Raw genomic sequence first — 12,830 nt, forward strand, 5'->3', positions numbered from 1 at the left:
CCAACTCTTGATCAAATCGCCGCTGACCACACCCAACCGGCCCTGGAACCGGCCGACGCCGACGCGGCGCGGCTTGCGCCGTTCATGGAGAGCCACGGCAGGAGAGCGCTCTCGGTGAGCAACCGTGCCCGATGTGCACGGTCTGGCTGGTCCATGAAGGGAACCCTCATGAACCTCAGGTGGATGAAGGTTCCTTTCATGGACGTGGGCCGGGACCGCCTGTCCAACGCGCCGGACATCACGTCAACAACGTCCGTGATCACTACATCTAGTCCTCCGGGACCCAGTCGAGGAGGCGGACCTTGGCCACCGTGCGGACGTGTTTGCGCATGGCGGCCGCCGCCTTCTTCGGGTCGCCGGCGGCGATGGCCTCGTAGATCGCCGTGTGCTGCGCCAGCGAACGGTGCGGGCGGCCGGGCTGGCGCAGCGACTCGGTGCGGCTCTCGGTGATCTGGCCCGCGATGGCCTTCATGAAGTCCGCGAGCAGGGAGGAGTGGGCGGCGGCGGTGACGGCGGCGTGGAAGCGGCGGTCGCCTTCCACGCCGAAGCCGCCGCCGACGATCTCCTCGTGCATGAAGTCGAGCGACTGGCGGATGGCGTCGAGCTCGTCCTCGGTGCGGCGTTCGGCGGCCAGTTCGGCGAGCTTGGTCTCCAGGGCCTCGCGTGCTTCCAGGACCTCGGGGAGGCGCTTGCGGCGTTCGACGAGCTGCTCGACCGGTTCGACGTCGAGGGTGTCGCGCACGAGGTAGGTGCCGCCACCGTGCCGGGCCTCGACGAGGCCCTGGACCTCCAGCACGACGATCGCCTGCTTTACCGAGGCGCGGCTCACGCCGAGGCTCGCGGCCAGCTCGCGTTCGGCCGGCAGCTTGTCGCCCGCCTTCAGACCGGCCTCGGCGACGTACGCGCGCAGCCGTTCGAGCACCTGCTCGTACAGGCGGGACTTCACCATCGGCCTCAGTGCCTCGGACATCTGCCGAGGATATCGGGTCAAGTGGCTCAGCCACTAGGCCACCTCTTGACAGCTGGTGGACAGAGGGCGGAAAGTGGCTGAGCCACTTGGCCACTGCTCCACCCTCATCCACCACTGGGATCGCCCAACGACGGGAGCCCTGCATGTCCCCCGAACTGATCTCGATACTCGTGCTGGTCGTGGTGTTCGTCATCGCCACGACCAGGTCGATCAACATGGGTGCGCTCGCCTTCGCCGCCGCCTTCGGGGTCGGCACGCTGGTCGCGGACATGAAGGCAGACGACATCTTCAAGGGCTTCCCCGGCTCGCTGTTCGTCGTGCTGGTCGGCGTGACGTTCCTGTTCGCCATCGCCCGCGCCAACGGCACCACGGACTGGTTGGTGCACATGGCGATCAGGTTGGTCGGCGGCCGGATCGCGTTGATGCCGTGGGTAATGTTCGCGATCACCGGCCTGCTCACGGCGATCGGCGCGGTGAGCCCGGCCGCGGTCGCCATCGTGGCGCCGATCGCGATGGGCTTCGCGGCGAAGTACAAGATCAGCCCGCTCCTGATGGGCGTGATGGTGGTGCACGGCGCGCAAGCCGGCGGCTTCTCCCCCATCAGCATCTACGGCACGATCGTGAACGGCATCGTCGCGAAGGAAGGCCTGCCGGGCAACGAGATCGTGCTGTTCCTGGCCAGCGCGGTGGTGAACCTGCTGATCGCCGCGGTGGTGTTCGTGGTGCTCGGCGGCATGAAGCTCGCCCGCCAGCCCGTTCAGGCACACGCACTCGCTCGCACCGACGGCGGAAGCGGCGCCAGCAGCAGCCGAGCCGGCAGCAGTGTCGGCGGAGTCGGCGGTGGTAGCCGTGTCGGCGTGGCCAGTAGTGATGTGGCCGGCGGCGATGTGGCCGACAGCGGTGGTGCAGCAGGCGGCAGCAGCGCCGGCGGAGTCGGCGGTGGTAGCCGTGCCGGCGTGGCCAGTAGTGATGTGGCCGGCGGCGATATGGCTGACAGCGGCAGCGGAGCAGGCGGCAGCGGAGCGACGACGGATGGCCGCGCCGAGGTCGGCGGCGACGACTCGAACTCGGACTCGCTAGCGGCCGACGAACGTGTCGCCCTCACCGCCCCGCGCATCGCCACCCTCGCCGGCCTGGCCGCGCTCGTCGTGGCGGCGCTCGTGTTCGACCTCGACGTCGGCCTCGCCGCGATCACCGTCGCCGTGCTGCTCAGCGTCGTGTGGCCGGAGCAGAGCAAGCAGGCGATCACCCAGATCACCTGGCCCACCGTGCTGCTGATCTGCGGCATCCTCACCTACGTCGCCGTGCTGCAGACCATGGGCACGATCAAGTGGGCGGGCGACTCGGTGGCGGGCGTCGGCGCTCCCCTGCTCGCCGCACTGCTGATCTGCTACATCGGCGCGATCGTGTCCGCGTTCGCCTCCTCGGTCGGCATCATGGGTGCGCTCATCCCGCTCGCCGTGCCGTTCCTGCTGCGCGGTGACGTCAGCGCGGTCGGCCTGATCGCAGCCCTCGCGGTGTCGGCGACCGTGGTCGACGTCAGTCCGTTCTCCACCAACGGCGCGCTGGTGCTCGCCGGTGCGCAGGACGTCGACCGCGACAAGTTCTTCAAGCAGCTCATGGTCTACGGCGCGATCATGGTCGCGGCGGCACCGCCGTTGGTCTGGCTGGCCCTCGTCGTCCCCGGAATCTGGTGAGCCCCTGATGTTCCCCTTGTCCTCAGACCGCGTCGCTCTCCGCTTCGGCGACCGCACCCTGACCCACACCGAGCTGGCGAAGTGCGCGGGAACCCTGGCGCACCGGCTCGATGGGCTGCCGAGGGTCGCGATCTGGGCCACGCCGACGATCGAGACGTGCGTCGCCGTGGTCGCCGCGCTGCTCGCCGGAGTGCCCGCCGTTCCGCTCAACCCGAAGGTCGGCGAACGCGAGCTGGCCCACATCGTGGCGGACAGCGCCCCGGCCAACGTCCTCGCGGCGCCCGGAGTCCAGCTGCCCGAAGGCCTGCAGTCCGTGCCACGCCGGGACGTCACGCTCGACGGCAACGAGGTCGATCTGCCGCCGGAACCTGATCCCGAGGCTCCCGCGTTGATCGTCTACACCTCGGGCACGACCGGGGCGCCCAAGGGCGTCGTGCTGCCGCGCCGGGCGATCGTGTCCACATTGGACGCCGTCGCCGAGGCGTGGGAGTGGACCGCCCAAGACGTTCTCGTGCACGCGTTGCCGTTGTTCCACGTCCACGGCCTGATCCTGGGCGTGCTCGGCGCGTTGCGACGCGGCGGCACCCTGCACCACCTGGGCAAGTTCTCAACGGAAGCACTCGCCGAGGCGCTGGCCGGCGACGGCACGATGATGTTCGGCGTGCCGACGATGTACCACCGCGTCGCCGAAGAGGTCGGCAACGCGCCGGAGCTGGGCGCGGCACTGGGACGAGCACGGTTGCTCGTCTCGGGTTCGGCAGCGTTGCCCGTCCACGACCACGAACGCATCGCGGCGGCGACCGGCCAACGCGTCGTGGAGCGCTACGGCATGACCGAAACCCTGATGAACACCAGCGTCCGCGCCTCGGCCGACCGCCGCCCCGGCACCGTCGGCGTGCCGCTGCCCGGCGTCGAGGTGCGGCTGGTCGACGACGACAACGGGGAGCTCACCGAACCCGGCGCGGTCGGCGAGATCCAGGTGCGCGGCCCGAACCTGTTCATCGAGTACCTGAACCGCCCGGACGCCACCGCCGAGGCGTTCGCGGACGGCTGGTTCCGCACCGGCGATGTCGGCACGCGCGACCCGGACGGCTACTACCGGATCGTCGGCCGCAAGGCCACGGACATCATCAAGAGCGGCGGCTACAAGATCGGCGCGGGCGAGATCGAGAACGCCCTGCTGGAACACCCTTCGGTCGCCGAGGTGGCGGTCACCGGCGAACCCGACGACGACCTGGGTGAACGGATCATCGCCTGGGTCGTGCCGGCCGGTACCGCTCCCGACGCGGCGGACCTCGTCGACCACGTCGCCCGCCTGCTCACCCCGCACAAACGGCCGCGGCTGGTGCGGTTCATCGAGTCGTTGCCGCGCAACGACATGGGCAAGGTCGTGAAGCGTGCGCTCCGGGCCTGAGCCGGCCCGCGACCTGATCGCCCGCCTCACGGCGGAGTTCACCGAGCTGCCCGCCACCTCGCCGAGCGCTGATCCACTCGGGTGGCCCGGCTACGGCGATCAGCGAGCACGGGCGACCGAGCGAACCGGCGAGCACGAGTCCGTCGTCTGCGGGGTCGCCGAAATCGGCGGTGTCACCACCGTCGTCGTGGCGTTCGAGTTCGGCTTCTTCGGCGGCTCACTGGGAACCCGCACCGGCACGCTGATCGAGCAGGCCTTCACCCACGCCCGCTCAGCGCACCTCCCGGTCGTCTCACTCGTCATGACGGGCGGGAGCCGCATGCAGGAAGGCACCCCCGCCCTCCTGCAGCTGCAACGAATCGCCCGCCAGCTCGCCCTGACCCGCGAGGCCGGGCTCCCGCACATCGCCGTCCTGCGCGACCCCACGACCGGCGGCGGCTGGGCCACCCTGGGTGCGGGCGCCGACGTCGTGCTCGGCCTGCACGGCGCCCAGGTCGGGTTCGCCGGATCCCGCGTGCGTCCACCGGGTTACTCGGTGACGCAACAGTTCGCCGCCGGCCTGGTCGACCAGCTGGTACCACGGGACGAGCTGCGCCTCCGGCTGGAACGCTGGCTGAAGCTCGTCACCGGCCCCGCCCCCGAAGCCGAAGTGCCGCAAGCATTGGGTGCCTCCACACTCCCAGCGACAGGCTGGGAGGCCGTACAACGAGCCCGCGCGCCAGGCCGTCCACGAGCAACGGCCTACCTCGCCGCCTACTTCGACTGGCACGAGCCGATCAGCGGAGACCGGTGCGGCGGCGTCGATTCCGGCGTGCTGTGCGGGTTCGGACATCGCAACGGCACGACGGTCGCCTACGCGGCCCAGTGCGGCACCGCCACCAGACCGGCCGGGTTCCGCACGGCGGCACGACTCGTCAAACTGGCAGACCGACTCGGCATCCCAGTGCTCACGCTGGTCGACACACCGGGTGCCGCCAACGACGCCGCAGCCGAGAAGGCAGGTCTCGGCGCGGCCATCGCGGACATGTTCACCGCGGTCGCCTCCGCCCGCGTGCCGGTGACGACGTTGCTGATCGGCGAGGGCGGATCCGGTGGCGCACTGGCGTTCGCGGCGCCCGACCGGTTGTGGGCGACACCGGACAGCTACCTCGCGGTGATCTCCCCCGAGCTGGCGGCGGCGATCCTCAAGCGCGACCCCTCCGAGGTGCGGGCCACGGCGGACCAGCTGCGGTTGCGGCCGCAGGACCTGGCCGAGCTGGGGATCGCCCAGCTCAGGACGCAGGTCGCGCCGGGGTGAAGACCTTCAGGAACGTCTCCAGCAGCTCGCGTCGCCCGGCGAGGTCGACCAGGCCGCACTTCGCCGCCCGGATGATCGCCCGGTAGGACGCCAACTCGTCGTCGGCGATCTGAGCCGTGATCGTCAGATCGGGCTTCCCCGGCGCCGGCCCGACGCCGGACTCGAGCTTGCCGTCGGTGAGCACCGCGTGCAGCACGATGTCGCGAGCGTGGATCTCGAACGACGCGGTCACACCTTCCGCCTCGGCAGGCCGGAAAGCGGCGCGCAGGTTCAACGTCACACCCTCGGCGCTGACGTGGTCGCCCGGCTGCGGATCGCCGAGCTGCGCGGCTCCCCACCGGCCGAGCGCGAGCAGCGCGGGCTCCAGCTCCTGACCGACGGGCGTCAGCGCGTAGACGACACCCCGCTGCGGGGCCGGAGCGACCCGGCGCTCGACCACACCCGCCTGTTCGAGCTCCTTCAGGCGTGTGGCCAGCACGTTCGTCGGGATTCCCGGCAGCCCTGCCTGCAGGTCCGTGTAGCGGCGGGGACGAATCGTGAGGTCGCGGACGATCAGCAACGCCCAGCGCTCGCCCACCAGTTCCAGTGCCCTGGCGAGGCCGCAGTACTGACCGAAGTCACGTCGCTTCATGCACTCATCATAGCAAGCTTGCTTCATCGCTACCAGCTTCATTTAGAAGAACTCACTTGCAAAAATGAAGTGCAGTGGCTACCGTCGTCGTCACCAACCTCCAAGCCCAGAAGGAAGCCGTCATGACCGCTGTGCTCGACCGCGCCGAGTCGCGGCGCTACCTGCCCCGCACCGCCGCCTTCGCGGGGATCTCGGCGGCGATGGTCGCGATCCTCGTGGCGGCCGGTGCCCCGACCCCGCTCTGGCCCATCTACCAGCACGAATGGGGCTTCCCGTCGTGGCTGCTGACACTCGCGTTCGGCGTCTACGCCCTCGCACTGCTGGTCGCGATCCTGGTGATCGGCTCGCTGTCCGACCACATCGGACGCAGACCGCTGATGATCGGCGCGCTCGCTCTGGAACTCGTCGCGATGCTGGCGTTCCTGTTCGCGCCGGGCATCGGCTGGCTGATCGTCGCCCGCGTGGTCCAGGGCGTCGCGACGGGCGCGGCGTCGAGTTCCCTCAGCGCCGCCGTCGTGGAGCTGGCACCGGAACGGCAGAAGAAGCTCGGCGCGATGATGACGAGCATGGCCCCGCTCGCGGGCCTCGGCATCGGCGCGCTGTTCGCCGGGGTGCTCGCCGAGTTCGCGTCCGACGCGGCCTTCGCGGTGTGGCTCGTGCTCGTCGTGGTCATGGTCGCCGGGACGATCTTCACGCTCTTCACGCCGGAGACCGTCAGCCGCAAGCCGGGCGCTCTCGCCTCATTGAAGCCGCAGGTGAAGCTACCCGTCCAGGTACGCAGGCTGTACGCGTCGGCTCTGCCCGGGATCGTCAGCTCGTTCTTCCTCATGACGCTGTTCATGGGACTCATCCCGGTCGTGCTGGTGGCCGTGTTCACAGTGGACAGTCCGGTGGCCGGCTCACTGGCCGCGTTCGTCGCGTTCGGAGCGGGAACCGTGCTCTCGGCGACCACGAGCTCCCTCAAGCCGCACCGGCTGCGGCTCGCCGGGACGAGCGCCATGACCGTCGGCGCGATCCTGTTCGTCGGCAGCATCGGCGCCCACTCGCTGACGCTGCTCTGGGTCGCCTCGCTGATCGCGGGAGCGGGCATCGGTGCCGCGTTCGCCGGCACCACGCGAGGTCTCGTGCCCGAGGTCGCGCCGCACGAGCGCGCGGGCATCTTCACCGCCATCTACCTCGCGGGATATCTCGCGATGGGCCTCTCCGCGATCGTCGCGGGCCTGGTCGTCGGCGTCGTCGGCGTCGCCTCGATGGCCACCGGCTTCGGCGTCGTCACCGCTCTCGTCGCCCTGGCCGGCGTGATCGCCACGGCCGGTCTTCACCGAAAGGACAAGAAGTGACCTCGTCGCGGAAAGCGACAGTGCTCGTCACGGGCGCCAACGGCCGGCTCCGCGTTCGTCGCCATCGCCCTCGAACGCGGCGCGCGCAAGGTGTGCACGACGGACCGGACCCCGAAGGAGTGGGGTGACGACCGCGTGGCCCAGAACGCCGGTGCACTCGGCGCTGTCGCAGCCCGTCACCGCGCTTTGCCCGGCTTTGAGCTGACCGCGTCGGCGTGGACGTGCGAGCGCACGCCCTGCGGGTCGAACAGGATCAACAACTCGACCGCTCCCCCGTCCGCGCTGCCCAGCCAGTGCGGCGACGACGTGTCGAACTCGGCGGCCTCACCTGGCGGCACGACCAGGTCGAGGTCGTCGAGCACCAGCCGCAACTGTCCATTCAGGACGTACAGCCACTCGAACCCGTCGTGCGTCCGCGGGGTCGGTTCGAGCGGTTCCGGGGTGGCCGGGATGAGCATCTTGAACGACTGCACGCCGCCAGGCCGACGGGACAACGGCACGAACGTCATCCCGAACTTGTGGATCGGCTTGAGGTGGATGCGCGGATCGCCGGTCCGCGGGGCGCCGACCAGGTCGTCCAGCGGCACGTTGTAGGTGCGCGCCAACGGCAGCAGCAACTCCAGGGTGGCGCGCCGCTGACCACTCTCCAAACGCGACAAAGTGCTTTCCGAGATACCCGTGGTCGTGGCGAGGTCGGCCAGGGTGATGCCGCGATGCCGCCGCAACGTGCGCAGCCGCGCGCCCACCCCGTCGAGGACTTCTTCCGTTTCGCGGTTCATGGCCCGTCATCTTGCCAGACCGGCAAGTTTTCGTGCCAGAACCCGCATCACCGACCCAAGCTGGGCCCATGAAACGCGTCCTACTGGCCCTCCTGCTCGTGATCACCGCCTGCTCGTCGCCGGCCCGGCTCGACGGGTTCCGGCACGAGTACGCCGACGTCGACGGCGTGCGCATGCATTACGTGACAGGAGGAAGCGGCACGCCTGTCGTGCTGATCCACGGCTGGCCCCAGACCTGGTACGGCTGGTGGCCGATCATGCCCGCGCTCGCCGAGCACCACACCGTCTACGCGATCGACCTGCCCGGCCTCGGCGACAGCACCGGCACGGCGAGGAGCTACGACAAAGCCACGCTCGCCCGGTACGTCCACGCGCTGACCGGCAGGCTCGGCCTGCGCAACCCCGCGATCGTCGGCCACGACCTGGGCGCCGCGGTCGCGTTCCAGTTCGCGAGCCAGTTCCCGCAGGACACCGCCCGTCTCGGCTACCTCGACCTACCACTGCCCGGGCCGCAGGTCAGCGCCGCGACGTACCGCAACCTGAGCTGGCACATCGCTTTCCACATGCAGCCGCAGGTGCCCGAGGCGGTGGTGGGTGACGACGTCCGCGAGTACCTGAAGCTCTTCTACCCGCAGGTTTCCTTCAACGGCAGCGCGTTCGGCGGCACGAACACCACCTCCCCGTTCAGCGACGAGGAAATCGACGAGTTCGCCCGGACCTACCGCAAACCCGCTGTCCTCAAAGCAGGATTCGACCTTTACCGGGCACTCGGCCAGGACGTGACGGACAACGACAACGCCAAGCCCGTCACCGTCCCGACCCTGATCATGGCTGCACAAGGCCAAGCCGAAGCGATCCGAGGCACAGCAGCCCCGCGGATGACCAACATCGTGCGCGCGGTGGACGTTCCGCACGCAGGACATTGGCTCGCCGAGGAGAACCCGCGGTTCGTCACCGCGGAGCTGCTGCGCTTCCTCAGCGAATGAGAGCCACCCGATCAGCCCACGGCAGCGCTTCTTCGAGCTGCGAAGCGAGCCTCAGCAGCAGCGACTCACCGGCCAGCGGCGCCACGAACTGGACACCGAGCGGCAGCCCGTCCGCGGTCCAGTGCAACGGCAACGAGATCGCGGGCCGGCCGGTGATGTTCGCGAGCTGCGTGTACGGCACCCAGCCCAGGTTGTCGGAGATCATGTCGTCCAGGATCGACGTGTAGCGCAGCAACCGGGCCGTGCGCGTCTTCAGCAGCACGTCGGTCGCCCGCTGCAACGACATCGGCAGGTCGAACGCGCCGACCTTCGGCGGCGGGGTCGCGAGCGAAGGCGTCAGCAGCAGGTCGTAGGACTCGAAGAACGTGCTGAGCCGCCGGGTGTGTTCGTGCCGCCGCTGGACGGCGTCCACGTAGTCGACCGGACTCGTGGCCCGTCCCAGCGCGGCCATCAGCAACGTGTCGCGCTCGAACGCGACGTCCGGCGCTCCGGAGACCCGCTTGGCGTCCGACACCTTCCACGCCAGGTTCACGAACCAGGTCAGCAGGAAGTCGCGCGCCAACGCCGCATCGTCGAACGGCGCCTCTGGCAGCTCCTCGACGTGGTGCCCGAGATCGGTCAGCACCTTCACCGCACTGGCAACGGCCGCGTACGCCTCGGCATCAGGCTTGGGCGTGATCGCCGACGGCACCCGCACGCCGATCCGCAGCTTCCCCGGATCAACACCGACATTCGACGCGAACGACTCGGCGGGCAGGCCCGGCGTGTACGGCCCGGCGAACTCGCCGCCGCAGATCACATCGAGCATCGCGGCCGTGTCCCGCACGGTCCGCGACACGACACCCTGCACCGCCGCGCCGTGCATCATCTCGGCGGTCTCCGGGCCGAACGGCGTGAGCCCGCGCCCCGGCTTCAACCCGACGAGCCCGCAGCACGCCGCCGGAATCCGCGTCGAGCCGCCACCGTCGTTCGCCCCGGCGCACGGCACGATCCCGGCCGCGACAGCCGCCGCCGACCCGCCGGACGAGCCGCCCGGCGTGCGCGTGAGATCCCACGGGTTGCGCGCGGGCCCCCACACGACCGATTCGCTGATGGCCTTCGCGCCGAACTCCGGCAGGTTCGTCTTGCCGAAGATCAGCAGGCCCGCGTCGAGCCACCGCCGGACGACCGTCGAGTGCGCGGCCACCGGATGCCGGGCGAGCGAGCGCGAGCCGTTCGACGTGGGCAGGCCCGCGTAGTCCTGGCCGAGGTCCTTGATCAGGAACGGCACCCCGGCGAACGGCCCGGTCTCGTCGCCCGACGGTTCGACCGGAATGTCCCGGACGATCGCGTTGATCCGCGGGTTGACCTCCGCCGCGCGCTCGCGTGCCACAGCCAGCAGCTCGGCCGCGGACACCTCCTTCGCCGCAACGAGCTGCGCCAGCCCGGTGGCGTCGTGTTTCCGGTACTCGTCGAAGTCCATCCGGTCAAACTAGCTGCTCGACGACTCCGAAGACGGTTTCGCGCACCACGGCGGGAGTCTCCTGTGGAATCAGGTGCCCGGCCTCCTCGACCACGATCATCTTCCCGCGCGGAACGGCCGCCATGAGGTCCGCCGCCCACTGGTTGAACTTCGGCCGCCACTCGGCCATGCCGCGCTCCACCAGGCCCGCTTGCAGGCACACGGTCGGCACGTCCGGCGTGCCGGCGGCCTGCAGTCGCCGCAGAACGGGCAGTGCCGCCACGATCTGCCGCGCTTCCCGGCTGCCCGCCTTCATCGCGCGCGGGCTGGCGTAGTCGCGGGTCATGATCGCCACGTCAGCCTCGCTGATCTCCGGCGAGATGCCGTTGCGGAAGGTCGCCTTCCTGATCAGCCCCTGGCCGCCGAACCGCGCGAGCAACCCCAGCACCGCGAAGAACCGGGCCGCGATCTTGGCGTTCCTGGCCGACATCACCTCGGCGAGCGTCGCGTCGACGAACACCATGCCCGCCACGCGTTCCGGTGCTCGATCCGCGAACAGCCGGATGATCGGGCCACCCCAGCTGTGCCCGACGAGCACCACCGGTTCCTTCTCCCCCAACGCGTCGAGCAACGCCGTCAGGTCGTCGACGATCCGGTCGAGCGTGCGGTCGTGCGGGTCGATGTCACTGCCACCGTATCCCGCGCGGTCGTAGGACAACGTCCGACAGCGCGCGCTCACCTCGCGCTGGGTGTGGATCCACGACGAGCCGGGAGCGCTCATGCCGGCCTCGAACACGACCAACGGGCCTTGTTCGCCCGCCACGGCCGCCCGCAGGTTCCGGCCGTCCGGCAGAACGACGATCTTCTCGGTGAGCATCCCTGTCACCGGTTCCAGCAGGGCGGGTGCAGCTCGTCCCACAGCGCCGCGCTTTCCAGCTGTGCGGCCAGAGCGAGCAGGTCGGCGTCACGACGGCTGCGTCCGACGAGATGTACGCCGTGCGGTAGTCCGTCATCATCCACATGCGACGGCAGCGACACAGCCGGCACACCAGCGAGGTTCACCCACGGCGTGTGGCACGACCAGCGCAGCATGCGTTCGGCTTCGTCGCCGTCGTAGTACCCGACCGGGACCGGCGCGCCGTTCGTCGTCGGCGTCAACACCACGTCGTAGTCGTCGACCGCGGCCAGGAACGTGCTGGCATAGCGGGCAAGCAGCGCCTGGGCCGTCACGACATCACTGGCGGACAAGGCATCGCTCATCGTCAGCAGCTGTCGCGAGTACGACGACAGGAGGTGCGTCCGGTCCGTCAGCGTCATCGCCTGCACCGCCGCGCCCACCGAGTACGCGAACCAGTCGACCATCGCCTTCCGCGTCGGCTCGTCCCACCGGGCGGGCAACGGGATCTCCCGCACCTCGTGCCCGAGCTCGGCGAGCAGCCCGGCCGTGCGCTGAACAGCCAGCACCGACTGCGGGTCGACGTCCTGGTCGAGCCCGGTGTCGGTCCACATCGCGATCTTCAACGACCTGCGCAGCCCGAGCGCGGCGGTGAAGCCGCTCCCCTGGCTCCAGCCGTAGATGTCGCCAGGAGCCGGACGAGCCATCACATCGAGCAACAGCGCCGCGTCCTCGACCGTGCGCGCGAGCGGCCCTTCCGTTGAGGCCACGAAGAACGAGCTCGCGGGCGCCGAGCTCACCAAGCCACGGCTCGGTTTCACGCCGACGAGGTGGCAGGTCGCGGCAGGCGTGCGGATCGAACCCGCGCCGTCACTGCCGTGGGCGACCGGCAGGAGTCCCGCCGCGACCGCCGTGGCCGCGCCACCGCTCGACCCGCTGGAGTAGCGATCGGTCCCGTACGGCGTCACAGAAGGCCTTGGGATGACGTCGTTCTCGGTGAAGCAAGTGGATCCGAACTCCGGGGTGTTCGTCTTGCCGAGCACCACCGCGCCCGCCTGCCGCAGCAGTCCGACGGTCCAGGAGTCCTCACCCGGCACGAACTCCGCCAGCGCCGCCGACCCGAACGTCGTCCGAACACCCGCGGTGGCGGCCAAGTCCTTGATGCCCAACGGCAGTCCGAGCAACGCCGTCTGCTCGCCGGCAGCCAGCCGCGAGTCCGCGCTATCGGCTTCTTCGAGCGCCTGATCGGCCGCGACGGTGATGAACGCGCCGAGTTCGGCGTCCAGCGGGAGGGCGACGGTCCGTTCCAGACCCTCGCTGTCCGCCGTGGACACCGCCGAGTAGACGTCCGTGGTCGCGCCGCCGACATCCACCACCAGC

General features: G+C 70.0%; 11 protein-coding genes. 5 read left to right on the forward strand and 6 right to left on the reverse strand.

Going from position 1 to position 12,830, the window contains the following annotated elements; all coding sequences use genetic code 11:
• Positions 1–268: 268 nt before the first annotated feature.
• The gene (locus ABZX92_RS42460) at positions 269–970 is read right to left on the reverse strand and encodes a FadR/GntR family transcriptional regulator (RefSeq protein WP_355571278.1); all 702 of its coding nucleotides are present in this window, start codon (positions 968–970) and stop codon (positions 269–271) included.
• A 143-nt stretch (positions 971–1,113) separates the two neighbouring features.
• Here ABZX92_RS42460 and ABZX92_RS42465 point away from each other — a divergent pair, with 143 nt between their 5' ends.
• Genes ABZX92_RS42465 through ABZX92_RS42475 form a run of 3 tightly spaced genes read left to right on the forward strand, consistent with a single transcriptional unit; the run spans position 1,114 to position 5,378 of the window.
• Positions 1,114–2,667 carry an SLC13 family permease gene (locus ABZX92_RS42465; RefSeq protein WP_355571280.1) on the forward strand — a complete coding sequence of 518 codons (1,554 nt, stop codon included), beginning with the start codon at positions 1,114–1,116 and terminating at the stop codon, positions 2,665–2,667.
• A gap of 7 nt (positions 2,668–2,674) precedes the next feature.
• Positions 2,675–4,081, forward strand: coding sequence for an acyl-CoA synthetase (locus ABZX92_RS42470; RefSeq protein ID WP_355571282.1), 1,407 nt, complete (start codon positions 2,675–2,677; stop codon positions 4,079–4,081).
• The gene (locus ABZX92_RS42475; RefSeq protein WP_355571284.1) at positions 4,065–5,378 is read left to right on the forward strand and encodes a carboxyl transferase domain-containing protein; all 1,314 of its coding nucleotides are present in this window, start codon (positions 4,065–4,067) and stop codon (positions 5,376–5,378) included. Before ABZX92_RS42470 ends, ABZX92_RS42475 begins: the two co-directional genes overlap by 17 nt.
• Here the strand turns inward: ABZX92_RS42475 and ABZX92_RS42480 are convergent.
• Complete coding sequence (locus tag ABZX92_RS42480) at positions 5,353–6,009, reverse strand: helix-turn-helix domain-containing protein (RefSeq protein WP_355571286.1); 657 nt, start codon at positions 6,007–6,009, stop codon at positions 5,353–5,355. The genes ABZX92_RS42475 and ABZX92_RS42480 overlap by 26 nt on opposite strands.
• 74 nt (positions 6,010–6,083) lie before the next feature.
• On the opposite strand from ABZX92_RS42480, the gene ABZX92_RS42485 reads away from it, so the two are divergent.
• Positions 6,084–7,349 carry an MFS transporter gene (locus ABZX92_RS42485; RefSeq protein ID WP_355571288.1) on the forward strand — a complete coding sequence of 422 codons (1,266 nt, stop codon included), beginning with the start codon at positions 6,084–6,086 and terminating at the stop codon, positions 7,347–7,349.
• A 176-nt stretch (positions 7,350–7,525) separates the two neighbouring features.
• Here ABZX92_RS42485 and ABZX92_RS42490 read toward each other — a convergent pair whose 3' ends face one another.
• A complete protein-coding gene (locus ABZX92_RS42490) occupies positions 7,526–8,128 on the reverse strand; it encodes an XRE family transcriptional regulator (protein WP_355571290.1) in 603 nt (200 codons plus the stop codon).
• A gap of 68 nt (positions 8,129–8,196) precedes the next feature.
• On the opposite strand from ABZX92_RS42490, the gene ABZX92_RS42495 reads away from it, so the two are divergent.
• The gene (locus ABZX92_RS42495) at positions 8,197–9,114 is read left to right on the forward strand and encodes an alpha/beta hydrolase (protein WP_355571292.1); all 918 of its coding nucleotides are present in this window, start codon (positions 8,197–8,199) and stop codon (positions 9,112–9,114) included.
• Here ABZX92_RS42495 and ABZX92_RS42500 read toward each other — a convergent pair.
• The 3 genes from ABZX92_RS42500 to ABZX92_RS42510 form a co-directional block, all read right to left on the reverse strand.
• On the reverse strand, positions 9,104–10,576 hold the full coding sequence (locus tag ABZX92_RS42500) for an amidase family protein (protein WP_355571294.1): 1,473 nt from the start codon (positions 10,574–10,576) through the stop codon (positions 9,104–9,106). The genes ABZX92_RS42495 and ABZX92_RS42500 overlap by 11 nt on opposite strands.
• Before the next feature lie 4 nt (positions 10,577–10,580).
• Positions 10,581–11,432 (reverse strand): alpha/beta hydrolase, encoded by an 852-nt coding sequence (locus tag ABZX92_RS42505; RefSeq protein WP_355571296.1) that lies wholly within the window; start codon positions 11,430–11,432, stop codon positions 10,581–10,583.
• Between the two features lie 5 nt (positions 11,433–11,437).
• The coding region (locus ABZX92_RS42510) for an amidase family protein (protein WP_355571298.1) at positions 11,438–12,830 on the reverse strand (1,393 nt) is incomplete at its 5' end.

Source organism: Lentzea sp. NPDC006480 (assembly GCF_040611995.1).
In the GTDB taxonomy this organism is placed as follows: domain Bacteria; phylum Actinomycetota; class Actinomycetes; order Mycobacteriales; family Pseudonocardiaceae; genus Lentzea.

Bases quoted from the DNA above. Each gene is read 5' to 3' on its own strand.
- ABZX92_RS42460 (WP_355571278.1), bottom strand. From the start codon at position 970: ATGTCCGAGGCACTGAGGCCGATGGTGAAGTCCCGCCTGTACGAGCAG.
- ABZX92_RS42465 (WP_355571280.1), top strand. From the start codon at position 1,114: ATGTCCCCCGAACTGATCTCGATACTCGTGCTGGTCGTGGTGTTCGTC.
- ABZX92_RS42470 (WP_355571282.1), top strand. From the start codon at position 2,675: ATGTTCCCCTTGTCCTCAGACCGCGTCGCTCTCCGCTTCGGCGACCGC.
- ABZX92_RS42480 (WP_355571286.1), bottom strand. From the start codon at position 6,009: ATGAAGCGACGTGACTTCGGTCAGTACTGCGGCCTCGCCAGGGCACTG.
- ABZX92_RS42490 (WP_355571290.1), bottom strand. From the start codon at position 8,128: ATGAACCGCGAAACGGAAGAAGTCCTCGACGGGGTGGGCGCGCGGCTG.
- ABZX92_RS42495 (WP_355571292.1), top strand. From the start codon at position 8,197: ATGAAACGCGTCCTACTGGCCCTCCTGCTCGTGATCACCGCCTGCTCG.
- ABZX92_RS42500 (WP_355571294.1), bottom strand. From the start codon at position 10,576: ATGGACTTCGACGAGTACCGGAAACACGACGCCACCGGGCTGGCGCAG.
- ABZX92_RS42505 (WP_355571296.1), bottom strand. From the start codon at position 11,432: ATGCTCACCGAGAAGATCGTCGTTCTGCCGGACGGCCGGAACCTGCGG.